Genomic DNA, 23,269 nt, shown 5'->3' on the forward strand with positions numbered 1-23,269 from the left:
TCAGCGTGAGCGGGCGGCCAGCGCCGCGACGACATCACGCACGAACTGTGTGTTGGTGCCACGCACATGCACTTCGCTGACGCCGCTGGCCTGCACGAGGGGGACCACCGTATCACCGCGCACGCTGCCGCCGGCGAGAATCACGGGGGTGTCGCCGGCCTGTGCACGCAATTGCCGGAGCGTCGCGGCCCCTTCCAGTGCCGTACGCGCATGCCCGGCTGTGAGAATCACATCCACGCCGGCCTGTTGCAGGATGGTCAGCGCATCGCTGGCATTGGGGGTGCGATCGAACGCCCGATGAAAGGCCACGCGCATGGGGTAGGCCGCGCTGACCAGGCGGCTCAAGGCCTCGCGGTGCACCGAGCCGTCCGCGTGCAACGGGCCCACCACGACGCCATTCATGCCCAGCATGCGCGCCTGCTCGATGTCTTCGCCCATCACATCGAGGTCGTCTTCGGAATAGACAAATCCGCCGGTGTGCGGGCGGATCATCACGTGAATGGGCAGCGAAACGGCCACCCGGCAGCGGGCCATGAGGCCGTAGGACGGCGTGCTGCCGCCGTCCCCCGGGCCACAGAGTTCAATGCGATGCGCACCCACTGCCTGCGCGGCCCGCGCCGTTTCCACCGAGTCACAGCAGGCCTCTACGAGCACGTCAGCCACGTCGGGATTCACAACACCGTTCACGACGCCGTTCACGACGTTGCTCACGTGGTGCTACGCGTGGGCGCCGGGCGGAAGAGGAAGAAGAACACCGCGAACACGGCCAGCGCAAAGAATGCCGCCGTTTGCCACACCTGCAGCCAGTCGTGTGTCACGGTGCCGTCGGCCAGCTTGCCCGCATACTTGTTGACCGTGGCGCCCGACACCGACGCGCCGACGAAGTAGCCGAAGCCGTTGGTGACGAGGTTGAGGAACCCCTGGGCCGCTGCGCGCACCTTGGGGCCGGCGCGCTCGTCGGTGTAGATCTGCCCGGCCACGAAGAAGAAGTCGTAACACACGCCGTGCAGAATGATGCCCAGATATACGAGCGACATGACCGGCGCGCCATTGCCCGTGCCATACCCGAAGGCGAAGTAGCGCAGCGCCCAGGCCAACATGCCCACCAGCATGATCCACTTGATGCCGAGGCGACGCAGCGCGAAGGGCAGCAGCAGCATGAAGCCGATTTCGCTCATCTGCCCGAAGGTCTGGATGAACGCGGGGTCGGGCGCCCCGATCTCATTCAGGTAAGGGTTGGCGAAGGCGTAGTAGAACTGGAGGGGAATGCACAGCAGGAATGAGCCCAGCACGAAGATCTTGAAGTCGTTGTGCTTGAGCAGTTGCAGCGCGTCCAGGCCCAGCGCGTCACGCACACTGAAGGGTGCGCCGGCTGCCTTGGGTGGGGTGGCGGGCAGCATGAGCGAAAAGAGACCCAAGGCCACCGAACCACCGGCGGCCAGCAGCATGGGCACATTGCTCTTGTCGGCCTGCAGTACCTTGCCCACCACCACACCCGCGACGATCCAACCGATGGTGCCCAGTACGCGAATGAGCGGAAAGTCGCGCGCGGAATCGGTGATGTGATGAAACGAAATGGAATTGGTCAGCGACAGCGTGGGCATGTAGCAGAACGCGTAGGCCAGCAGGAAAAGGTAGAACCCGCTCCACTCGGTCTGCTGCGCCATGAAGAACATGAACACGCCGCCCAGCAGGTGCAGCGCGGCCAGCAACTTCTCCGACGCAAAGAAGCGATCGGCCACAATGCCGATGAAGAACGGCGACACGATGGCCGCCAACGCCGTGGCGCCGTAGGCCGCGCCGATGTTGGTGTCGGAGAAGCCCCGCGTCTGTCCGAGGTAGGTGCCCATGGTCACGAACCAGGCGCCCCACACGAAGTACTGCAGAAACATCATGATCGACAGCCGGACACGCGTACTCATTTACGGGAGCTCCCGGATGCGCACGTTGCGGAACAGCACGCGGTCGCCATGGTCCTGCAGGGCGATATGTCCACTGCTGGCGCGTCCGTACTGCGCGGCGTTGGCGAACTTGCTGTTGCGGCGGCGTTCTTCCCAGTCGGCGGAGCCAAGTTCGTACTCCACGACTTTCACACCGTTGAGCCAGTGCTCCACGTGGTTGCCGCGCACCAGCAGGCGCGCGCTGTTCCACTGACCCGCGGGCTTGACCACACCGCGAGGGGCGGCGTGCAGCGCGTAGTTGGCGCCAGCAGACGTGAGCGGATTCTTGCCATCGGCGTGCACCGCATCGTCGAGGATTTGCATTTCGGGTCCGCTGATGTAGCTGCGTTCGCCGCTGTGGTCGATGCGATAGATGACGCCGCTGTTTCCACCAGGCCCCACCTGCCATTCAAGTTCGAGCTCGAAATTGGTGTAGGTGCGGTTGGTGGTGAGATCACCGCCGCGTCCGCTGCGCACGAGTTCGCCGTTGCTGAGTGTCCAACCCACAACGGGGGCGCCCTGCGTGCTGTAGTTGTGCCAGCCGGAAAGTGTGGTGTCGGCCAGCAAATTCACCCACGGGGCCACGGGCGTGCTGACGGGAGCCGCGCTCTGCCCCCGCATGCCAGCCACGGCCCCGCGAATGGCATCAGCGTCACGCCCATCGGCCGGTGGGCGCTTCGAACTACAGGCGGCCAGAGGGGCGAGCAGCATCGCCGTTACGGCCATGGCACGGACGGATGAGCCGGGGCGGGATGGCCGCAGGGCGGCCGGGGCGCGGGACATGTGATTCTCGCTACAGGGAGGGGAAGGAGAGGCAAGGCAATGCTATGTCCGGTGCTGGCACGACGGAAGACACGGCTGCAGGTTCAACGTGCGGCATTCACCCACCACGGGACCCCCAACTGGAGGATCGCACCATGTCACTGCTCTGGACGGCACTCATCGGCCTTATTGCTGGCGCTCTCGCCAAGGCCATCATGCCCGGCAAGGACCCGGGTGGCATCATCATCACCATGCTGCTCGGCATTGCCGGCGCTATGGTCGGCACCTTCCTCGGCCGCAGCCTGGGCTGGTACAGCAGCGGAGAAGGCGCGGGGTTGATTGCGGCGGTGGTCGGCGCCGTGATCCTGCTGTTGGGCTATCGCATGATCCAGGGCAGGGCCACCAACTGAATGGCCAACGCTGGTCTCTCGGTGGCGGGCGGTTTCCGATAGATTTCACGGATGACCGACGCCACCGAGACTCAGCGATTTCCCATTGGTCGCCACGAGCGGCGGCCCATTGAGCAGCCCAACACACCGGCCGAGCGCGCGGACTACATCCAGCGATTGGCCAACCAGTCGGCCTTGCTGGCGGCGGCGGTGGAGGGGCTTGAGGACGATGATTGGCAGCAGCCCTATCGTCCCGGTGGTTGGACGGTGCAGCAACTGGTGCATCATGTGGCCGACAGCCACAGCAATGCACTGATCCGGCTCAAGGTGGCGCTGACGGAAGACCGCCCCACCATCAAGCCCTACGATCAGGACGCCTGGGTCACGCTGGCCGACTGCGCCCTGTCACCGCACATCTCGCTGATGCTGTTCATGGCGGTGCAGACGCGCCTCGTGGCCGTGCTGCAGTCGCTCGATGATGCGGCGTTCCGGCGGCGTTTTGTCCATCCGGAGAATGGCGAGACGACCGTGGACCAACTCATCGCGCTGTATGCCTGGCACGGCGACCACCATATCGCGCAGATCGAGGCGTACAAGGCCGCGCGCGGCCTGTAGAAGCGCCGGTTACGCCGTACCGTGACGAGTGCCGATTACGGCGTGCCCTCGTAGATCCGCCCACCGTCTCCCACGGCCGCCAGGCCGGCGTTGGGCAGACCAAACAGCGCATACACGATGTGTCGCCATGGCGTGGTGAGCGTGCGCCAGCCTGCGCCGTCGTAGCGCAGCACGGTGCCTGAGTCGCCGGCCACGTACACCTCGGTGGCGCTGCGGCCCCAGACGGCCCGCAGATCGCGACGTGTGGGCGGAGACAGGCTCCGCCAGGTGCTGCCGTCGAACAGCAGCGCGGTGCCCGTATCGCCCACGGCCAGCACGTTACTGGCATTGCTGCCCCAGATGGCGCGCAGTCGGCTGCTGGTTGGCACGGCCATGGGCGTCCAGCGTCCGCCATCAAAGCGCAGCACCGTGCCCGAGTCGCCCACGGCAAACACGTTGGCCGGGTCACTGCCCCAGACGGCGCGCAGGAATCGCAGCGTGCCGCTGGCCTGCGGCGTCCACGCCGGGCCACTCGAGCGCAGAATGGTGCCGCGCTCGCCCACCAGCACATGCTGGCCGCCGCCACTCCATGATGCGCGCAGCACCACCTGCGTGGGACGCTCGTCGCGTGTCCAGGTGCTGCCGTTGAATCGCAGGATGCTGCCGGTGTCGCCGACCGCCACAATGTCCGAGGCACTGTTGCCGCTGATGGCGTAGAGATCGTTGCCCGAGGGCACCCGTTCCTGCGCCCAGCCCGTACCGGCCGCGTTACGCCGGAACACCGTGCCGCCAAGACCCACCGCGAAGCTCGGACCCGAGGGCGCGCTCCACACACCGAGGAGCGGCGGATCCATGTTGTCGACCGTGACCTGCGCTGCGGCGCCGCGACCGCGCAGTGACACGATGGTGCCATACCAGCCGGCTACGCGCACCGTGCCATCACCACGAATGGTCATGGTGCGCAGATTCTGTCCGTTGCCCAACGACAATTCGCGCCAGGTGCTGCCGTCGAAGTGCCAGGTGGCGCCGTTGTTGCCTGCGGCGTACACGTCGTCAAAGGTGCGGCCACGAATGGCAAAGAGATTGGCGCGCGACGGGGTCGTCATGCGGGTCCACTGCACGCCATCGAAGCGCACGACAGTGCCATCGGTGCCCACGGCCATGACATTGCCGGCACTGGTGCCCCAGACATCGAAATAGGGCGTGTTGTCCGGGGATGCGAGACGCTGCCACTGCGCGCCGTTCCAGCGCAGCAGCGCGCCGTTGTTGCCCACGGCAAACACACTGGTGCTGTTGGCGCCCCAGAGGCCCCACAGTTCATCCGTCACACCAGTCGGCAGCTGTGTGAACCGACTGCCGTCCCAACGAAGCACCGTCCCGCGATCGCCGCTCACATACACTTCATCGGCGCTCAGTCCCCACACCTCGAGCAAGGTGCTGTTGACACCGGCATTCACGCGCGAGAAGCGCAGACCGTCGCCGCGCAGCACGAGGCCGTTGGTGCCCACGAGCCAGATGTCCGTGGGCGACGCGCCCCACACGCCCACCAGGGTTTCTTCGGTTTCGAGATTGACCGCTTCCCACGGACCGTCCTGACGCGAGCGCAGCAAGCCGCCGTTCTGTCCCACGGCATAGGTGCTGCCGGCGCCGTCGTCCCAGATACCCAGAAAGGTGACGTCGCTCACGGTGCTGCGCGTGGCGCGCCACTGCGCAATGCCAGGCGAGGTGCTGGTTACGGTCACGGGCACCAGCACCGACAGCGGGCCGCCAATACCGTCGGCATTGGCCGTGATGCGTGCCGACCCGGGGGCCACGGCCGAGACGTCGCCAGTGCTGGTCACTGCGGCGACCGCGGGGGCGTCACTCCGCCAGGTGATGACTGGCGACGCAATGCGCGCGCCGGTGCTGTCGCGCGCGTCGACGGACAGCGTGGCGCGGCCGCCAGCCTCGAGGGACAGTGCGGCGGGTGACACGGTCAGTGAGGCAATGCGCACGCCGGTTGGTGGCGTGCCGGGCTCGCTGGGTTGGTCCGTGCAACCCAGCGAGGTGACGAGGAGCAGACTGCCGGCCCACAGGCCGCGGCTCCCCCACATGCCTTGAAACAGACTCTGCGTGATTCCCTTCATGCCGCAGCCTAGCCAAGGCGGCTGGCTCGGCGCAACGGCTTCACGCCATGGTGACCGCGTCAGGGTTTGGTGACGTTCCGGAAGCGCGGCGTGTAGTCGGGGAAAACGATGTTGAGATTGGGATTACCGAGGCGGTTTTGCACGATTTCGGCCATGATGTCGCGGTGGTCGAGTGTGACGCGCAGATCCTGACCCGCCTCGAGGTTTTCGCGCGCGAGTCCGGGCCAGCCGTTGGTGAGCACCCGTCCGCCGTTGATCTTGCGGCCCATGGCGAACACCACGTTGCCGCGGCCATGATCCGTGCCGCGATCGCCATTCTCGCGCGCATTGCGGCCGAACTCGGAGATGATGACGACAGTCACACCGTACGACGTGGTCCCCTGCACGACATCGGCGTGGAAGGCGGCCAGCGACTGCGACAGGTCGAGCATCTTGTTGTGCATGAAGCCGCCGTCGAGACCGGGCAGCGGGCCCTGCGTGGCGTGTGTGTCCCACCCGCCATTGAAGGCGTGAATGGCTTCCACCCCCACGTCGGCCTTGATGAGTGCGGCCGTGGAACGCAGCGCATTGCCGAATGACGAGGTGGGATACACCGCGCCGTTGGACGGACGATAGCCGGCGAAATTGATCTGCTGCAGCAGCGCGATGGTGTTGGTGGAATCGAGCGCGTTGGCCGCCACCGGATTGACCGCGGCCTGGTGATTCTGCGCCAGCCACTGCGTGCGGGCCGTGGCCGTGGTGCCGCTGCCACCAATGGTGAAGTTGGCCGGGTTGGGAATGGGCAGCGTACGCGGTCCACCTTCAAGCGTGCGCGGAAGGCCCGAGGTGAGCCCCAAGGCACGCAGCGGCGCATCGCTGCGCAGCGGCGTGCTGGTGGCCAGATGGCGACCCAGCCAGCCACCCGCGATGTTGGGATCGCGCGGCTTGCCCACCTCCATGTAGCGCTGCGCATCGAAGTGCGAGCGGGAGGTATCCACCGAGCCCGTGGCGTGCGCCACGAGCAGATCACCCGTTGAGTACGCCGGCATGAGCGGCGCCATGCCGGGCGAGAAGGCAAAGAAGTCGTCGAGCGCCACGCCCTTGGGGCCGGTCCCCGCCGCGTCGGGACGCGGAATGGCAATGGTGGGTCGGCCCGTGTAGTACGCCGGATCACCAAAGGGTGCCACCAGCGACATGCCGTCAGTGCCGCCGCTCAGGAAGATCGACACGATGATGTCGCGCGACCCGTTGGACGACTGCGCGAGCACCACCTGTGGCAACCAGGCGGGCAGCAGCGCGGCCACGCCCACACCGGTGGCGATCTGCAGAAAATCGCGACGCGCGAGCGCGTGATACTCGTCGCACCCGGCGACGTGATCGTCGCTCATGTCCTGATTCAGATCTCGGCTCATGGCCGGCTCGCGCAAAGGGTGGACATGCAAAGGACGTGGTGCGCCCGCACAGGGGTGATGGTCAGTACCACTGGTACTCCTGCGCGGACATGGCCAGCGAAAGGGTTTCGCGAACGCGCGTGTCGTTGAAGGTGCCGCCGCGCAGATAGCCCAGCAGCGCCGTACGAAGACTCACGGGCATTTCGCCGCTGAAGAAGCGCGTATCGATCTGACCAATCACGCCGTCAGGATTGTCGGGCACACGGAAAAGCGCCGGATTGACACGCATGACCGTCGTGGAGTTGAGCGCCGACAGATACTGCGCATAGGACCAGCGTGTGATGACCAGTCCGCTCCACCACGCCACCGTGTCGGGATAGCCGTCGGGTTGTGCCCAGCGGAACAGCGGCATACCCATGCGATCAGCCTGCTGTCGCACGGCGCGGATGTTGGGCACCGTGGTCAGATCGCTGCCCAGGGCACGAATGGAGGAGATGGCAAGGTGAAACGGCCGCTTGTACTTGGCCGGCGCCGCCGTGAGGTTCTTGCTCGACAGAATCGTGCGCACCATGGTGGCGATATCGCCATTGGTGCGCGTGAACGCTGCCGCCGTGGCGTCGACCACTGCGGACGGCGGCTCATGCGCCAGCAGCCAGCGTGCCATGCGATAGCTCACATAGCGCGCCGTGCTGGGATGCGCGAGCAGCAGGTCGATGGCCGTGTCGCCTTCGGCCTTCATCTGCGCATCGGTGGCCGTGGTGGCCATGGCCGGGAAGGCGCGACCCAGGAAGGTCTTGGCGTTGCGGTCGTGATAGGAGCGAATGAACCGGAACGTGCCATCGTTGTTCATGCTCCATCCCGTGAGGATGCGCGACAACTCGGCCACGTCGTTCTGCGAATAGCCGCCGTCCGCGCCCATGGTGTGCAGCTCCATGATCTCGCGGGCGTAGTTCTGATTGGGGGTGGGAGTGCGGCTGGTGTTCTGATCGAGATAGCGCAGCATGGCGCCGCTGTGCGCGGTGGCGCGCAGCAGGGTGCCGAAGTTCCCCAGCGCGTGCGGCCTGATCACTTCACGATCGTCCACCATCTTGAGGAAGCCGACGGTGTCGATGGAGATGTTGAAGTGATCGGTCCAGAACTCCACCATGCGCTCGCGCAACTGCGCCTTGGCAAACGCGGCGCGATACCACGACGCGTCGGCGAGCTGATTCATGACCTCGTTGGAGTCCTGCGTGCGCAGCGTGGCCGCGGGCAACTGTGTCAGCGGCAGCCGCGCGGCAATGGTGGCCTCGAGCGCCGAGTCGTCGATGGCGGCTGCACGCAGTTGATAGTCGAGATAGCCGTTGTAGCCGAGGCGCCTGGCCAGTGCGACTTCGCCGGGTTCGAGCCCCATGGTGACGCGTCGCACGAGGCGGAGCAGCGGATCCGTCCACTGCCGCGAGGCGTCCTGCACGCCGCTGCTCGTGGGCGGAATGGGCGAGGGGCGTGAGCCACCGCGGGGCGGCTGGGCGGCGAGCGTCGCCGAGGGCGACACGCTGGGCGATACCACCGCGGCCGTGGCCAGTGCGCCGGCCCCCAGCTTGAAAAAATCGCGACGGCTGGCAGGGCGCGGTGTCACGTCGGAGTCCCGGTCACGCGTGGACATGCTGGGCGGCTGGCGCTGAGGACAAAATGCATCGTGCTGAACGTGATCAATCGTTCAACTTCCCGGGGCGCCTGTCAATTCACGGCAGGCGCTTCGTGACGCTTCATGCCCGGCCTGAACGTGATACGCGGCACCGGGGCCCGGCCGATCGGTGACCTTGCCCACTGTCGTCAATGGACGATCAAGTCAGGCCAGCGTTAACGCTGTAGATGGCCTGGAGCAGGGCCAGGGCCACCAGACCTACCAGTCCGCCAAAGCCAAGGATCAGCACGGGCTCCACCAGCGCCACCAGTCGGGTGACCTGCTGCTCGGTTTCCTGTTGGGCGGCGCTGGCCGCCCGCTCACTCAACGCCGCCAGCGCGCCACTGGCTTCTCCGGCTTCCAGCAATCGGAGTGGCAGCGGTGGCAAGGTGCGGCGCAGGGCGTCGGTCAACCGCCCGCCGTCTCGCACCGTGGGCTCCGCCGACTGCAGTTCGGCTTTCAGCGCGGCGTTGCGCACCGTACCGCGCGCCAGGCGCATGGCGTCCAGTAACGGCACACCAGCGCGCAGCCCAACGGCCAAGGTGTCCAGGTAGCGCGCGGCGTCCCGCGTGCGCAAATAGGCGCCAAGTACGGGCAGATGCAGCCAGCGGGCGGCATGGCGCTCGGCCTGCTCGGGGCTGCGCGCCCGAGCGAACCACCACCAAGTCAGCGCCGCAGCTAGCAGCAGCAGGAGCCAGCCGCCACGCAGGAAAGCCGTGCTGGCACCGAGCAGGAGGCGGGTACTGAGTGGCAGTTGGCCGCCGGCATCGGCCACCAACTCGGCGAACTGCGGCACCACCACCACCAGAATGACGGAGGTGGCGATCACTGAAGCCAGACCCAACACGGCCGGATACACCAGCGCACTGCGCAGACGCTGTTGCAGGGCTTCGCGGCGCTCCTCGGCCGCGGCCAACTGCTGCAGTACCGGTGCGAGCTGTCCCGAGACCTCGGCCGCCGCCACGCTGGCCGCGAGATGCGTGGGCCATCGTGGGCTCTGGGCGAGTGCCTCCGAAAACGCACGACCCGATACGACGGACTGCGCGATCTTCGTCCACTCGGCGCTGAGCAGATCGTTGGCCGACGTGGATTGCGCCACAAATTGCAGCGCACGGTCCACCGAGGTGCCGGCCTCAATGAGCGTGGCGAGCGTACGCAATGGCGTGGCGAGTGACGAGGCCGGGCGCCAGCGCGCGAATGCACGCGAGGTCCCCACCTGTGGCGCGACGTCCTGCACAAGATCCTGCACCCACAGGCCGCGCGCTCGCAGCTGGTCGATGGCTTCGCGCTCGGTTGGCGCGTCCAGTTGCCCGCTGTGCCAGGAACCTGAAGCATCCGCCGCGCGGTAACGCCAGGTCATCCCACCGACTCCACGGTGAGCACACGATACAGCTCACCCGGGGTGGTGAGACCGGCCGCCACCGCGCGCCATCCGTCGCCAATGAGATCGGGCAGTGGTGACGCCACCGGAGATTCGGGCTCCAGCAGTTCACCGATGGCCACGCGTCCGCGAAACCCGGTGCCACTGCACACACCGCAGCCTCCGCCACCCGCTATTGCGTCGAGGGTAGCCGGACCAATGCCTGGCGATCGTTGCCGCGCCGCTGCGTAGGCGCTCCGTTCGGCCAGGCTCGGCGTGCGTTGTTCGCGGCAGGCGGCACACACACGGCGCAGCAGACGCTGTGCTAGCACACCACGCAGCGTGCCGGCCAGCAAGTACGGGGCAATGCCCATGTCACGCAGACGCTGCACGGCGCCGGCGGCGTCGGTGGTGTGCAGTGTGCTGAGCACCAGGTGACCAGTGAGCGCCGCGCGCACCGCCAGCTCCGCGGTCTCCACGTCGCGCATTTCTCCCACCAGAATCACGTCAGGATCGTGTCGCAGCATGGCGCGCAACGCGGAGGCAAATCCGAAGCCGCTGCGCATGTTGACGGGCAGCTGCACGGCACCGTCCACGCGGTACTCCACCGGGTCTTCGACGGTGACCACCTTCACATCGGCCGTGCTGCGCTCGCGCAGGGCAGCGTGCAGCGTGGTGGACTTGCCCGAGCCGGTGGGCCCGGTGGCCAGCAGCAGGCCATCGGGGCGGTGCACCAACTGTCGCCATCTGGTGAGCAGCGCGTCGGAAAATCCAAGACTCTCCAGCGTTTCGGTGGCGCCGGCCTGATTGCCATCGAGCAAGCGCAGCACGACGCTCTCGCCGTGCAGCGCGGGCAGGGTGGCCACACGCACATCCACTTCGCGGCCCGCCACCTGCAATCGGGTGCGTCCGTCCTGCGGCAAGCGGCGTTCGGCAATGTCGAGACTGGCCATGACCTTGATGCGCGAAATCACCGCAGCACGAAACTCCATGCCAAGGGTCTGCACATCGCGCAGCACGCCATCGAGTCGCTGACGAATGCGCAGGCCGTTGGCGGTGGACTCCACATGCAGGTCGGACGCACCGGCCCGCACCGCCTCAGCCAGCATGGCATGGACGAGTTGCACCACGGGTTCTCGACTGGCCTGCGCCCGCAGGTCGTCGATGGAGGCGACGCGATCATCGGCGACCGTGGCGTCGTGCGTCCCTTCGGCGGCATCGGGTGCGCGCGCCGCGAGCAATGCCGCACGAATGTCCGAGGCTCGCGTGGGGACCATGTGCAGGCGCGCTTCCAGACGCCTGACCAGGGCTGTCTGCACCAACTCCGGGACATCGCCGTCTGCCGCTACCCACGCGATGACACCATTGGCTTCTGACTCGAGGCGCAGTGGCAGGACGGCCTGCTCGTCGAGCCAACGCCAGGGAAAACGGCGTGCCAGCTCGCCCGACGCGGCCTCGCGCAGCATCCGCCCGTCGTCGCCCGATGCACTGGAGGGCGGCGATGGAGCGTTGGGCTCGGTGGAGGATGCTGTATTCGGGACCGTCATGACACGTGCACCGGCTCAGCGACCCGGGGGGCGGCGTGTAAGCGGGGTGTCGTTGAGCGCACCTGGCGAGCGCGTCTCGAGTCGATTGCGGATGCGATCCCGCACGGCGTCGGCGTCGGCATCCGAGCGAATGAGATGCGGCGTGACGAAGATGGCGAGTTCGGTGCGTTGCCGTGTGGTGGACTGTCGCTTGAAGAGTGCCCCCAACCACGGAATATCCTTGAGCAGCGGCAGGCCCTGCTCCTGCACGGTGCGCGACTCCCCAATGAGGCCGGCAATGACGGCTGTCTGTCCATCCCGCAGCACGGCGCGGGTGGCGGCCTCGCGTGTACTGATGACCGGCGCACTGAGTGCGGCCGCAACAGTCTGCGGCGTGAGCGAGCTCACTTCCTGCAGCAACTGCACCGAGATGTAGCCGTCGTCGTTGATGGTGGGGATGATGGAGAGCTTGGTGCCCACATCCTGATACTGCACCGCGCGATCAATGGAGATGTCGTTGCCAAGTCGCGTGGACGAAATGAACGGCACCTTGCTGCCGACCAGAATGGACGCCTCGCGATTGTTGGCCGCGAGAATTTCGGGCGTGGAGAGCACCTGCACATCGCTGGTGGAGGCAATGGTGCGCAGCAGCGCGCGCACCCCGGTGCCATCGAGGCGTACCATGCGCAGCAGGGCCGAGGTGCTGCCGGTGTCGGGAATTTCGGGATTGCCGAACTGCGCCTGCACGTCGCCGCCTCGGTTGACCGCGGCCCAGTCCACACCGAACTCGAAACCACGGCCAAGTGCGATCTCGGCAATGGTGACTTCAAACAGGACCTGTGTTGGCCGCGTATCCAGTGCGTCGATGGTCTCGCGCAGCATGGGGTAGTTGGGCGGCGCGGTGCGGATGACGAGCGCGTTGGTGGGGCCGTTGGCCACGATGGTGGTGCGCCCAACCAGCAGGCCGGCGGCGGTGTCGCGCGGGGCAGAGCCCGTCGTCGCACTGGCTCCACCGCCGCCCGTCGATGCCGTGCCCGCGCTCATGCCGCCTGCTGCGGTACCAGCGGCGCGCGAACGGAACGTGTCCAGCTCGCGCGAGCGGAAGGTGTCGAGTGCCCGTGAAAGGGAGCGATCGGCCAGCGAGCCACCCACGGTGCCGGCCACCTGCACACCAAACAGCTGACCAAGTGCAGCGGCCAGGTCCTCGGCGGCTGCGTACTTGAGGTTCACCACATAGGTGCGCAGGCCCGCCTCGCCAGCTGGTGCGGCGTCGAGCGTGCGGAGCAGCGTGAGATAGCGCGCGACATTCTGCCCGCGATCGGTGAGCAGCAGGGCGTTGGATCGCGCCACCACCTCCACACGGGCATGCGTGGATAGCACGGCGCGCAGCGCCTCGGCACCTTCGTCAGCGCGAATGCTCTGCAGCGGCACGAGTTGCGTGACAAGGCCGAGCGGCGGTGGGTCGGGAAAGTCGAAGCCCGTGCGCAGCGTGCCCGAGGCGGGCGCCTTGTCGGCCGGCATGACCTGCGCCACGAGGCCATTGGGCACGAGCATGAGGCCGTGTGATTCAAGCAGCGCCTCCAGCACGCGTTCCAGGTCCGCATTGGAGCCGCTCGGTGTGGCAAAGGTCACACGCACATCGGGCACATCGGTGAGGATGACCGTGCGGCCAAGCGCGGCGGTGAGTGCGCGCAGCACATCGGCCAGGCGTGCGTTGGCAAAGTCGAGTGTTTGCGCCGTGCTGCGTGCGGTGTTGGCCCGCGTGTCGGCCGTGCCTTGGCCTCCCGCCGCGGACGCGATGGCCAGGCAGGCCGCGGTGATTGCGACGGCCGCACGCAGCGACCGAGGCCCGGATGCGGTATCGAAGCTCATTCGCTGGAATCCGATGGAGGAGTGCGAAGCAGGCGCAGCACGCGCACCTGACCCGCGCGTTCGATGCGAACAGAACTCGAATCGATGCGGCGCAGCAACCAGCCGTTCAGGCGGTCGCCCACCCGCAGCACACGTGCGGCGCTACCGTCGCCGCTATCGAGAAGCGCGGAACGCCGTTCCGAGTCACCGAAGATGCCCACCAGGGTGAGCTGCGGGGCCTCGGCGGCGGCGGAAGACGCGGCGTCTGTTTCCAGCGATGGCATCACTGGCAGTTCTTCACCCGGCAGGGTGAAGCGGACGCGTGGTGCCGAGCGGCTGGCGCTGAAGAGATTGGCACGAATGAGCACTTCCTGCCAGTCGGGCGGAGCCAGCAGAGTGTCGCGCGCGGTGCCGGTGCTACGCCGGTCGACGCCGGCGGGCGCTGGTGGTATGACACCATCCAGCATGATGGGGGCCGCAAGTTGCGCGGTGAGCGAGATCACATCGGGAGCGCCGCGGAGTGCCGAGTTCTGCTGCACCACCAGTCGGCGTACCTGCAACAGGCGCGGACCGCGCTCGATGCTGGCCAGAAAGGCTGCGAGACCGTGGATATCGCCGTAGGCCACGACGGACGCGGGCAAGGCGCCGGTGCTGTCTGGCTCCGAGTTGACCTCAATGCGATTGACGGCAAGGCGCGCACCATCGGTGGCTTCCTGAAGCAAGGTCTGCACCGTGCTGGCGGCCAGTGGTGTGGAGCGTGCCTGCAGCATGCGCCGCGGCCTGTCTGCCAACGTGCGTTCGGCCGCTGCTGCCTGCTCGCGCAACATCGTGCTGTCTGCCGTGAGTCGCTGCAGCCGCTGCACACGGTCCGTGAGCAGAGCAATGCGCGATTCGCGTTCCATGACCGCGCGGATGCTGGGCTGCAGTACGCGGGTGGCCAGCCAGGTCACGAGCACCACGGCCAGTCCCGCCACCACCACACGGCGCTCGCGCTGCGTCATGGCCTCGGCTCCGTACCGGGCAATACAAACCCGATGGAGAACGAATTGCGCGGCTGGCCGCCGTCGAGAAAGCGCGTGCTGGGAGCAAGCGAGCGCACGTTGCGCAGCAGACTGTCGGCATCGAGGCGCGGAACGAGCGCGGCGGCATCCCGCGCACTGCCGTCAATGCGCCAGCTAACACCATCCCACTCGGCGCGTTGCACAAAGGCATCACGCGGCAGGCGTTCGCCCACATGCGCGAGCACCGCCGAGGCACTCTGCGAGGCCTGCGCCGCATCAGCGTTAAGCCAGACCAGTTCGGCCTCGGCCCGCGCGAGACGTGATCGCGCCGACTCCGCCGGTTCTGCGGCGCGTGCCAAGGTCTCGGCCTGCTGCTCCAGCGAGCGCAGGGTGCGATCGCGCCAGGTATTGCCGATCCAGAGCAGGATCGCCAGTACTGCCGCAGCCACGGCCAGCTCCTGCACACGCCGCCGCCGCGCACTGGCGTGCAGACGGGCTTCGGATTGCTCGTCGGCAAGCTGCAGGGACGCGGGGACCGTGTGCCAGTGATAGGTGGACGCAGCAAGACTGGACAGCAGGGCCGATGCCGGCTGCACACGCGACATGTCAGGGTTCGTCGCTGTCGCTGTCGCTGTCGCCGTCACCTGCGCCAGTGCTACCGGCATGGCCAGCACAGCCCGCACCGGCAGTACGGATGCAACAACCTGCTGCCACTCGGCCAGCCACGGAGCGGCGCAGGCATACACCAACGGGCGCACGCCGCTTCCGATGGTTACGGCAACCGGCCCTTCAATGGGCACGTGGCGATCGGCGTCACGACGAAAGAGCGCGCGGCGCTCCCGTTCGGACACCGGCGGCAGCGCCACCTCGGCCATCTCGAGCAGGGCCTCGTCAATGAGCAGCACGGCCACCGGCGCGTTTGCGCCCTGCCGGTCGGCCAAGGTGCGCCGCGCTGTCTGCAAGGCCGCGGAGACCACATCGCGCGCTGCACTTGGGCTTTTTGCATCAAGCGCGAGTGTTTGCACCGCCGAACCGTTCGTGGTGTTGGCGCGTGCGATATGCAGTGCCTGCGGCGTCAGCTGCAGCAGCAGGACCGTCATCGGTCGCGCTCCCGCCAGCGCAGCAGGCGCAGCTCACTGCCTTCGATGGCATACACGGCTTGCACTTCGCGCGTGAGGTCCTGGTTCAGCTGCCAGCCACGGGCCACAATGAGCACACGTCCGTCGCCATCCACAGTGAGCCGGTCGGCCAGTTGCGCGAGCCATGGCGCCTCAGCGCCAAACTCCGCCTCGAGCTCGTCGAGTGACTCGAAGGGGTTGATGCCACGTGCTGATTCTCCGCGCCCAAGCAAGGCCGCGGCCAGTGAGTCTTGGCGTTGACGGCGCAGCGCGCCGGCTCGCGCGGCGACATCCAGCGGCAGCGTGTGAACCCGCGTGGCGATGCGCTGCGCGAGGCGTTCGGCGTTGGCTGCGTCGGTGGCCTGGCGAAACAGCGCGATCAATGCCGCTGGATTGTCGGTGTTCACATTGACACGCGAACCCAGGTTCACCACGGCGGCCGCAAAGGCGCCATCGTCCAGTGTATCGGCAACGAAGGGTTGTGGCGGCTCCATGGGGTTGTGCATTGCCGATTCGATGCCATCCAGCAGTTCGAGGCGCGAGGCGGAATCGGGCGCCGCCTGCAACAAGGCCTCGATGCGAAGCCGCGCCGCCAACACGGCGCTTTCGGTCATATGCCGCGCCACCACCGACGCCTCGGCGTTGCGCGCGAGACGTGAAGCGTGACGCGCACCGCGCGCGGCAACCGCTGTCGCGGCCGAAAGCAATACCACCAGGATCAGCGTGGTCACCAGTGCCGCACCACGACGTGGTTTGGTCACGGCGCCGCCTCCGCCAACGGCAGCAGCGAAATCAACTGCTCCACGGGCTCACCGTTGGCCGCGCGCCATGAGAAACGCACGCCGGCAGGACGCGCCCGCTCGAGTGGCCAGTCGCGGCGCCAGACCAGACTGCTGCTTTCGAACGACGCGAGCGCAATCGACAACTCGCTCGCGTCGGGTACATGCCACTCAACAGCAGAGATGCGCTCCGCTTGCGCCACCGACCCGTAGACCGGCTCCGCGCGGAGCGTGAGGCCTGCGCGGTCGGTGAACATCTGCACACGCCAGAGCGCGCCGGTTCCGAAGGGCTGCTGCACGCCACGGGAGAGAAATACGAGGGTGTCCGCCGCCGGGCCACGGCGCAAGGCAAACAGCGCCTCGTCCACCTGTTGGGCGGGCGGCGCGTGACGCAGCAAGTCCTGCAGCGCGTCCTGCATCTGCCGTGTGGGCTCCGTGCGACTCTGAAAATCGGCAACACGCGTTGAGGCCTGACGCGCGGCGTGCAAGGCGGCGCCCGCCACGGTGGCCGCCACGGCCGTGAGCGTGAGGGCCAGCAGTACCTCAAGCAGCGTGAAACCGCCACGGGATAGTGAACGCGCGGGCATCACGGTTGTCCCCGTGATGTGGCAGATGAAAACGCGGGAGCGCGTGGTACCAACCGTGTGAGCTGCATCACGCGGCCACCGGCCGTTTCCACACGCACCGTGACGCGTTCAATGGGCAGGGGTGTGGACGCTGCCCAGGCGGGACGATACGGCAGGCGCGAAGTGTGCTGCGCCGAGTGCATGCGCGGTTCCGTCTGAACCGACTGCGGCACGTCCGACACCTCGACACGCAGTGCAATGGCCGTGAGCGCTGATTCTGCCTGTTGCAGGGCCATCGTGCGCTGCTCCGCACGCTGCTGCAACACGAGCGCACGCTGGGTACCCTCGAGGCAGGCAATGCCTACCAGCGCGAGTATGACGGTCGCCACAACCGCTTCGAGCAGACTCACGCCGCGCCCTCAGCTACGCTCATGTGGTCGGCGCTCTGGTGCCCGCGGTGGACTCGCCGGCACGCGGCATGCGCCAGCGGCAGCGGGTGGCGTCCCACACGGTGGCCGTGCCCTCGCGCTTCACGGACCATTTGCCAACGGGGCGACAGGCACCGAGCGGGTCGACCGTGAGTTGCAGGGCGCCAATACCGCGCACATCCAGCGTGCCGGCGGCCAGCGGTTCCGTCTGGCCAGGGACCACAATGCTCCAGAGGCCGTCGTCGTACACGCGCAAGGCGACGGTCACCGCCTGTTTTGTGGCAAGCTGACGGGCGCTGTCCACGAGCGCATCGAGGTCGGCCGCCTGCTCGCGGCGATCGGCGGGCGCCGGGGGCAATTGCTGACGCACCACGGCCGCAGTGACAATGGCCAGAATGGCCAGCACGACCAGCAGCTCGAACAGGGTGACGCCGGCGCGGGCCGCATGCCGCGGTGCGGAATGCGTGCAGTACCGCAGGGAGGAAGCAAGGCGGGCGGACACCCCGCACAATCTCGGTGTCCGCCCGCCCTTGTCAACAAACGGGCCGAGCCCGTGTCGTCACAGCCTACTGCACCACTTACTTCTTGATCAGGGGCTGCACGGCCGCCGGCACGGCAAAGGCATTGGCCGGCACGTTGTTGAGCTGCACGTCCTTGATGGTGATGACCATGGCCTGCGGGCCCATGTTGGCTTCGCTGCGCGTGGGGAACTTGATGCCGCCGAAGTCCTTGTAGTCCTTCACGATCGTGGTGGTCTGCAGCGTACCCATCTCCGAGGTGGTCGTGCTTTCGCTGCCGATGTTGAGACCCGAGGCGAGCGAGAAGTACTGCCAGCTTTCGTTGCCCGAACCCTTGCGCACCATCTTGATCTTGTAGGCCTTCTCGCCGGCGAAGTCCACCACCCCTTCGTTGGTCATCGAGGAGAAGCGATCAGCCGGAAACATCAGACTGCCGGTGAGATCGGCCTGCTCGCGCATCTGCTCGAGCTCCTTGCCTTCCATGAGGCGCGAGCCCTGCATGGGATTGGATGACCAGGCGATGGTGCCGTCGGTGCCGGTGATCATCTCACCCATCTGCGGGATGGTGATCTTCGTGGCCATGCGGTTGGGCGCACCAATCGCGAAGTCGGCCTCGGCCGTGATCCCCATGGACGGCATCTCCATCTGGGCGATCTGGCGGATGGACGTGACCTTCTCGATCGCGGCCTTGCCGCCAATGGCCGCGACATGCTTGCTGATGACATCTGCCGGAGACGGCAAAGCCTGCGCCGAAAGGCGCGTGCTGCCGAGGACAAGCGTGGCAAACATCAGCGCGGTGCCACGGGCCACCGTGCGGGTCGAGCGGAAAGAACGCATGGACTGCATCGTCGGGAAACTCCGTCTTGGGAGGAATCGAAACCTGCGGGACCACTGAGGTGCGGGATTGCGACCTGCGGTGAAGCGACCTGCGGTGAAGCGACCTGCGGTACTACACGGTACTGACCATCAAGGCACAATCGGGCGCGCGGCCTGACCTGCGGCCCAGCGCAGCGCCGCATCGAGGGCGGCATCCCGTCCCTTGATGAGTTCGGGGCGAGTAAGCGGCACCACGCGGTCGGGGATCACCCCTTCGCCTTCCACCGGCTTGCCGGTGGGGCCCACGAAGTCCGCGATGGCGTGATACAGGATGTCGCCATTGGGCAGCCGCTCAGGCACCGAGGGGAGCGCCTGTCCGGCCGACTGCGTGCCGAACACCGTGGCTCGCTTGAGGAGCTGCAGCCCACCGGCAAAGATCTCGGTGGTGCTGGCCGACAGCGGGTCCACCACGATGGCCAGCGGACCGGCAAATGGCTTCACCGTCTGGTTTTGTCCGTTCACGCGACGCGGGTTGGCCACGAAACGCAGGTTCGACGTGCGCTGCGTCATGACGCCAATGGCCACGCTCGTGTCGAGGAAATGTCCGGCGATGCCCATGGACATGCCGCCCACGCCACCCAGGTTGCCGCGCACGTCAATCACGATGGCATCACTGCTGCGCAGCGAGTCCATGGCGGCGTCGAAGGCCGGTGAGAGCACGGGCATCCACACGTTGAAGCGAATGACGCCCACGGTCCGGCCGTCCTGCTTGACCCGACTCCATTCGAGCTGCGCGGGCATGGGCGGCAGATTGCCGAACTTGGCTATGCTGCCGGGAAAGGCCTGCTGCACGAGCGTGAGGTCGCGCGTGACGTCGCGCGCATCGGCAAAGCTGAGCTGCGCGGTGTCGCCGGCGCTGCCGCTGAGACTGCGGTTCAGCATCTGCGAGGCCATGAGCGCGCGGCGACGCGGCTCGAGCGAGGCCGGCAGGCGCGCCACACGCGCGGCCGTGGGACAACCCCTCACGGCCTGCAGCACCCATCCGGTGCGCACACCCGCGTGCCATGCCGGCCCGCCGGTGTCCACCTGCGTCACCACCATGGCGCCGTCCAGAAGGCGCGTTTCAAAGCCCAGCCAGCCCGGCTGATCACCGCCGCTGCGTCCGGGGGCGCCGGAACCGGAACCCGCGCCGGTGGCGTCAGCCGACTCCTGCGGGATGATGGAGAAATGACTCTGACGCAGCCGGCTCAACATGTCACTGAGCACCAGCCGCAGTTCGCCGCGGGTGCGCGCGGCCGCGGCCCGCGGGCGCAGGGTGTCGCCCAGCGCGACCCAGTTGACCCCGTTGTAGGTGGTGTCCCAGTGCGTCCGCCGAATGATGCCCCAGGCGGTGTCGAAGATGGCCACCGCATTGCCGGCTGGTTCAACGGCGCGCGAGGCGGCATCGGCCGCGCTCACGCCGCAGGCAGCAGGCAGCGGGGGCAGGGCAGCGGACGCCGCAGGGGCCGGTTCGGACGCGTGAGTCTGGGACGGCGGTACGGTTCGACACCCCAAAAGCACGAGTGGGACACCGAAGAGCGCTGAAAGGCGACGTGACATAGTCCTCATCCTACTATCCGACCCCCCTTCCAGGTTTCGCGCAAGGCCAGGTCGTGACAAAAAAGTCGTGAACGTTTTCTGAAACAGCCCGCCACCCTCTCGCACCCCGTCCGGACAAATCGTTATCGTGAAAGGTTGTAGCCTCACCCAACGCTGCCTTTTCGCTGTTCTTCCGCCGCTTTTCTCCGAACTCATGTCGACTCGACTGCACGCGCTCCACAACGCCGGCCAATCCCTCTGGCTCGACTACATCGATCGTGTCATGCTCGCCAATGGGGACCTTACGCGTCGCATCGCCGAGGACGCCCTCACCGGCATGACGTCCAACCCGACGATTTTCGAGAAGGCGCTGGCTGAGGGTGCGGCGTACGACGAGCAGCTGGCTACGGTGGATACGGCAGCCTCGGATCGCGAGGCCTTCTTCACGCTGGCGGCCACCGATGTGCGCAATGCCTGCGATGCCTTCCGTGGTGTCTATGAGCGGACGGCGGCCGTCGACGGCTACGTGTCCCTCGAAGTCTCGCCCGACCTTGCGCGCGATGCGGCGGGTACCGTGGCCGAGGCGCGGCGCCTGTGGGCCATTGTCGATCGGCCCAACCTCATGATCAAGGTGCCGGGCACGGTCGAAGGCGCGGAGGCCATCCGTCAGCTGATTGCCGATGGCATCAACGTGAATGTCACGCTGCTCTTTGCCGTCGAGGCACATGCTCGCGTCATTGAGGCCTACCTCGCGGGTCTCGAGCAGCGCGCAGCTGCCGGTCTGCCCATCGATCGCATTGCCTCCGTGGCCTCGTTCTTCGTAAGCCGTGTGGACTCGGCCATCGACAAGCAGTTGGGGCAGATGGCCGCAGCCGATGCGTCGCGTGCCGGCACGCTGCTGGCGCTGCAGGGCAAGGCCGCCATTGCCAACGCCAAGCTCGCGTATCGCCTCTTCTCCGCGTCGTTCTCCGGTTCACGCTGGGACGCGCTGGCTGCGCGTGGCGCGCGCGTGCAGCGTCCGCTCTGGGCCAGCACGAGCACCAAGAATCCGGCGTATCGCGACGTGATCTACGTGGAAGAGCTCATCGGCCCCGACACGGTCAACACGCTGCCGCCGGCCACGCTCGAAGCCTTCCGCGATCATGGCGAAGTGCGTCAGTCGGTCACCGAAGGAGTGGCCGAGGCCGAGCGCACGCTGGCTGCGCTGGAAGCCAATGGCGTGGCCCTGCAGCAGGTCACCGATACGCTGCTGGCCGAGGGGCTCGCGTCGTTTGAACAGTCTTTTGTGACGCTGCTGGCGGGTCTCGCGCGCAAACGCGCGGCGCTGGCCGCGTCGTGACGGCGAACGCCTCGCGTTCCGCCATCCCTTATCGCATCCACCACCCCGAATGACCATCCCCCGTACCGGACCCGAGCGCGCCACGTCACCTGCAGGCGCGCAGGACAATAGCAGCAGCACCTTCGTGCGCACGCATGTGCCGCGCACGAAGATCGTGGGCACGCTTGGCCCAGCCAGCAACACGCCCGAGGGTGTGCGTGCGCTGGTCGAGGCCGGCCTCGATGTCGCACGCATCAATTTTTCGCACGGCACACACGAGCAGCACGCGCGCACCATTGCCACGGTGCGCGATGTGGCCACGCAGCTGGGTCGGCCGGTGGCCATCCTGGCCGACCTGCAGGGCCCGCGCATCCGCATCGGCGCGCTCGGCGCGCCGCGCGAGCTCGAGGTTGGTGCCACGGTGGTGCTGGTGCCCGAGGCCGTGGCCAGCGGCGACGAGATTCCCATCACCTACGCCGATCTCTGTCACGACGTCAACGTGGGCAACCGCGTGCTCATCAACGACGGATTGTTCGAGCTCGTGGTGACACGTGTGGAGGCCCCGCGGGTGTGGGCCTCGGTGGTGCATGGTGGTACGCTCACCAGCAACAAGGGCATGAACCTGCCCGGCATTGCCGTGTCGGCGCCGTCGCTTACCGACAAGGACAAGGCCGATCTCGCCTTTGCCGTGGAGCACGAGCTGGACATGGTGGCGCTGAGCTTTGTGCGCCGCGCGCAGGACATCGACGAAATGCGGGCGCTCATTCCGCGCACCATGCTGGTCGTGGCCAAGATCGAGAAGGACGTGGCGCTCGAGAACATTGAGGACATCATGCGCGCCACCGACGCGGTGATGGTGGCGCGTGGTGACCTGGGCGTGGAGCTGCCGTTCGAGGAAGTGCCGTACGCGCAGAAGCACATCATTGCCACCGCCAACCGCATGGGCCGGCCGGTGATCACGGCCACGCAGATGCTGGAGTCGATGATCGACAATCCGCGCCCCACGCGCGCGGAGGCCAGCGACGTGGCCAATGCCATTCTCGACGGCACCGACGCGGTCATGCTTTCGGCTGAGACGGCGGCTGGGCACTATCCGCGGCTGGCCGTGGAGGCCATGCGCCGCATCATCAAGGAAATCGAAACGCGTCCGCGCCCCGGTACGCTCAAGCGCTCCGAGCGCCGTGATGTGAGCGGCGTGAACACCGAGGAGGCCATTGCGGCCGCCACGGTGGCTGCCGTGCGCATGATGGATGCGCCGCTGGTGGTGGTCTTCACCAAGAGCGGGTTTACGGCACGTATCGTGGCCTCGCATCGTCCCTCGGTGCCCATTCTGGCGCTCACCGACGAGCCGCGTGTGTGCCGGCAGTTGTCGCTGGTGTGGGGCGTGGTACCGCGATTGGTGCCCACGGCGCGCGGCTACGATCACATGGTGGCCATGGCGCTGCGCGAAGCGCTCGACCTCAACCTTGTCACCAAGGGTGACCGGGTGCTGGTGACCGCGGGGGTGCCGTTCGACGTACCGGGCACCACCAACCTGCTCAAGGTCGAGACGGTCTGAGGCGG

21 protein-coding genes are annotated in these 23,269 nt (G+C 67.1%); 4 read left to right on the top strand and 17 right to left on the bottom strand.

Translation table 11 applies throughout. From position 1 onward, the window contains the following. Genes B2747_RS16220 through B2747_RS16230 form a run of 3 tightly spaced genes read right to left on the bottom strand, consistent with a single transcriptional unit; the run spans position 1 to position 2,723 of the window. Positions 1-711, bottom strand: coding sequence for a copper homeostasis protein CutC (locus tag B2747_RS16220; protein WP_291163282.1), 711 nt, complete (start codon positions 709-711; stop codon positions 1-3). Further along, positions 708-1,922 carry a nucleoside permease gene (locus tag B2747_RS16225; protein ID WP_291163285.1) on the bottom strand — a complete coding sequence of 405 codons (1,215 nt, stop codon included), beginning with the start codon at positions 1,920-1,922 and terminating at the stop codon, positions 708-710. Before B2747_RS16225 ends, B2747_RS16220 begins: the two co-directional genes overlap by 4 nt. Then, positions 1,923-2,723: a DUF1080 domain-containing protein gene (locus B2747_RS16230; RefSeq protein ID WP_291163288.1), complete on the bottom strand. Its 801-nt coding sequence runs from the start codon at positions 2,721-2,723 to the stop codon at positions 1,923-1,925. A gap of 134 nt (positions 2,724-2,857) precedes the next feature. On the opposite strand from B2747_RS16230, the gene B2747_RS16235 reads away from it, so the two are divergent. Further along, positions 2,858-3,112 (top strand): GlsB/YeaQ/YmgE family stress response membrane protein, encoded by a 255-nt coding sequence (locus B2747_RS16235; protein WP_291163290.1) that lies wholly within the window; start codon positions 2,858-2,860, stop codon positions 3,110-3,112. Positions 3,113-3,163: 51 nt separating this feature from the next. Beyond that, a complete protein-coding gene (locus B2747_RS16240) occupies positions 3,164-3,706 on the top strand; it encodes a YfiT family bacillithiol transferase (RefSeq protein ID WP_291163292.1) in 543 nt (180 codons plus the stop codon). 35 nt (positions 3,707-3,741) lie between these two features. Here B2747_RS16240 and B2747_RS16245 read toward each other — a convergent pair whose 3' ends face one another. The 14 genes from B2747_RS16245 to B2747_RS16310 form a co-directional block, all read right to left on the bottom strand. Next, complete coding sequence (locus tag B2747_RS16245) at positions 3,742-5,811, bottom strand: Ig-like domain-containing protein (RefSeq protein WP_291163294.1); 2,070 nt, start codon at positions 5,809-5,811, stop codon at positions 3,742-3,744. Between the two features lie 59 nt (positions 5,812-5,870). Continuing rightward, entirely contained in the window at positions 5,871-7,202 is a 1,332-nt protein-coding gene (locus B2747_RS16250) for a DUF1501 domain-containing protein (RefSeq protein WP_291163295.1), read from the bottom strand. Between the two features lie 61 nt (positions 7,203-7,263). Further along, complete coding sequence (locus tag B2747_RS16255) at positions 7,264-8,826, bottom strand: DUF1800 domain-containing protein (RefSeq protein ID WP_291163296.1); 1,563 nt, start codon at positions 8,824-8,826, stop codon at positions 7,264-7,266. A gap of 181 nt (positions 8,827-9,007) precedes the next feature. Beyond that, a complete protein-coding gene (locus B2747_RS16260) occupies positions 9,008-10,207 on the bottom strand; it encodes a type II secretion system F family protein (protein WP_291163297.1) in 1,200 nt (399 codons plus the stop codon). Next, positions 10,204-11,754: a GspE/PulE family protein gene (locus tag B2747_RS16265; RefSeq protein ID WP_291163299.1), complete on the bottom strand. Its 1,551-nt coding sequence runs from the start codon at positions 11,752-11,754 to the stop codon at positions 10,204-10,206. The genes B2747_RS16260 and B2747_RS16265 overlap by 4 nt, the downstream gene beginning before the upstream one ends. 15 nt (positions 11,755-11,769) lie before the next feature. Continuing rightward, positions 11,770-13,605: a secretin N-terminal domain-containing protein gene (locus B2747_RS16270; protein ID WP_291163300.1), complete on the bottom strand. Its 1,836-nt coding sequence runs from the start codon at positions 13,603-13,605 to the stop codon at positions 11,770-11,772. Further along, positions 13,602-14,585, bottom strand: coding sequence for a hypothetical protein (locus B2747_RS16275; RefSeq protein WP_291163302.1), 984 nt, complete (start codon positions 14,583-14,585; stop codon positions 13,602-13,604). Before B2747_RS16275 ends, B2747_RS16270 begins: the two co-directional genes overlap by 4 nt. Further along, the gene (locus tag B2747_RS16280; RefSeq protein ID WP_291163304.1) at positions 14,582-15,685 is read right to left on the bottom strand and encodes a hypothetical protein; all 1,104 of its coding nucleotides are present in this window, start codon (positions 15,683-15,685) and stop codon (positions 14,582-14,584) included. The genes B2747_RS16275 and B2747_RS16280 overlap by 4 nt, the downstream gene beginning before the upstream one ends. Beyond that, positions 15,682-16,464, bottom strand: a complete 783-nt coding sequence (locus tag B2747_RS16285) for a hypothetical protein (RefSeq protein WP_291163306.1) — start codon at positions 16,462-16,464, stop codon at positions 15,682-15,684. The genes B2747_RS16280 and B2747_RS16285 overlap by 4 nt, the downstream gene beginning before the upstream one ends. Continuing rightward, positions 16,461-17,069, bottom strand: a complete 609-nt coding sequence (locus tag B2747_RS16290; protein WP_291163308.1) for a prepilin-type N-terminal cleavage/methylation domain-containing protein — start codon at positions 17,067-17,069, stop codon at positions 16,461-16,463. The genes B2747_RS16285 and B2747_RS16290 overlap by 4 nt, the downstream gene beginning before the upstream one ends. Further along, positions 17,069-17,458, bottom strand: coding sequence for a hypothetical protein (locus B2747_RS16295; protein WP_291163311.1), 390 nt, complete (start codon positions 17,456-17,458; stop codon positions 17,069-17,071). Before B2747_RS16295 ends, B2747_RS16290 begins: the two co-directional genes overlap by 1 nt. Positions 17,459-17,477: 19 nt before the next feature. Further along, positions 17,478-17,978: a pilus assembly FimT family protein gene (locus tag B2747_RS16300; protein WP_291163313.1), complete on the bottom strand. Its 501-nt coding sequence runs from the start codon at positions 17,976-17,978 to the stop codon at positions 17,478-17,480. A gap of 76 nt (positions 17,979-18,054) precedes the next feature. Beyond that, entirely contained in the window at positions 18,055-18,831 is a 777-nt protein-coding gene (locus B2747_RS16305) for a hypothetical protein (RefSeq protein ID WP_291163315.1), read from the bottom strand. 129 nt (positions 18,832-18,960) lie between these two features. Then, a complete protein-coding gene (locus tag B2747_RS16310) occupies positions 18,961-20,268 on the bottom strand; it encodes a S41 family peptidase (protein ID WP_291163318.1) in 1,308 nt (435 codons plus the stop codon). Positions 20,269-20,602: 334 nt separating this feature from the next. On the opposite strand from B2747_RS16310, the gene tal reads away from it, so the two are divergent. Together tal and pyk are read left to right on the top strand one after the other, a co-directional pair. Continuing rightward, the gene (tal, locus tag B2747_RS16315; protein WP_291163321.1) at positions 20,603-21,727 is read left to right on the top strand and encodes a transaldolase; all 1,125 of its coding nucleotides are present in this window, start codon (positions 20,603-20,605) and stop codon (positions 21,725-21,727) included. 49 nt (positions 21,728-21,776) lie between these two features. Beyond that, the gene (gene pyk / locus B2747_RS16320; protein WP_291163323.1) at positions 21,777-23,264 is read left to right on the top strand and encodes a pyruvate kinase; all 1,488 of its coding nucleotides are present in this window, start codon (positions 21,777-21,779) and stop codon (positions 23,262-23,264) included. Positions 23,265-23,269: the final 5 nt, after the last annotated feature.

It is taken from the genome of Gemmatimonas sp. UBA7669, from assembly GCF_002483225.1.
GTDB lineage: Bacteria > Gemmatimonadota > Gemmatimonadetes > Gemmatimonadales > Gemmatimonadaceae > Gemmatimonas.

Coding starts and splice junctions, on each gene's coding strand:
- B2747_RS16255 (WP_291163296.1), bottom strand. CDS start 8,826: ATGTCCACGCGTGACCGGGACTCCGACGTGACACCGCGCCCTGCCAGC.
- B2747_RS16290 (WP_291163308.1), bottom strand. CDS start 17,069: ATGCCCGCGCGTTCACTATCCCGTGGCGGTTTCACGCTGCTTGAGGTA.
- pyk (WP_291163323.1), top strand. CDS start 21,777: ATGACCATCCCCCGTACCGGACCCGAGCGCGCCACGTCACCTGCAGGC.
- B2747_RS16270 (WP_291163300.1), bottom strand. CDS start 13,605: ATGAGCTTCGATACCGCATCCGGGCCTCGGTCGCTGCGTGCGGCCGTC.
- B2747_RS16265 (WP_291163299.1), bottom strand. CDS start 11,754: ATGACGGTCCCGAATACAGCATCCTCCACCGAGCCCAACGCTCCATCG.
- B2747_RS16250 (WP_291163295.1), bottom strand. CDS start 7,202: ATGAGCCGAGATCTGAATCAGGACATGAGCGACGATCACGTCGCCGGG.
- B2747_RS16245 (WP_291163294.1), bottom strand. CDS start 5,811: ATGAAGGGAATCACGCAGAGTCTGTTTCAAGGCATGTGGGGGAGCCGC.
- B2747_RS16240 (WP_291163292.1), top strand. CDS start 3,164: ATGACCGACGCCACCGAGACTCAGCGATTTCCCATTGGTCGCCACGAG.
- B2747_RS16280 (WP_291163304.1), bottom strand. CDS start 15,685: ATGACGGTCCTGCTGCTGCAGCTGACGCCGCAGGCACTGCATATCGCA.
- B2747_RS16305 (WP_291163315.1), bottom strand. CDS start 18,831: ATGCGTTCTTTCCGCTCGACCCGCACGGTGGCCCGTGGCACCGCGCTG.
- tal (WP_291163321.1), top strand. CDS start 20,603: ATGTCGACTCGACTGCACGCGCTCCACAACGCCGGCCAATCCCTCTGG.
- B2747_RS16230 (WP_291163288.1), bottom strand. CDS start 2,723: ATGTCCCGCGCCCCGGCCGCCCTGCGGCCATCCCGCCCCGGCTCATCC.
- B2747_RS16260 (WP_291163297.1), bottom strand. CDS start 10,207: ATGACCTGGCGTTACCGCGCGGCGGATGCTTCAGGTTCCTGGCACAGC.
- B2747_RS16275 (WP_291163302.1), bottom strand. CDS start 14,585: ATGACGCAGCGCGAGCGCCGTGTGGTGGTGGCGGGACTGGCCGTGGTG.
- B2747_RS16235 (WP_291163290.1), top strand. CDS start 2,858: ATGTCACTGCTCTGGACGGCACTCATCGGCCTTATTGCTGGCGCTCTC.
- B2747_RS16225 (WP_291163285.1), bottom strand. CDS start 1,922: ATGAGTACGCGTGTCCGGCTGTCGATCATGATGTTTCTGCAGTACTTC.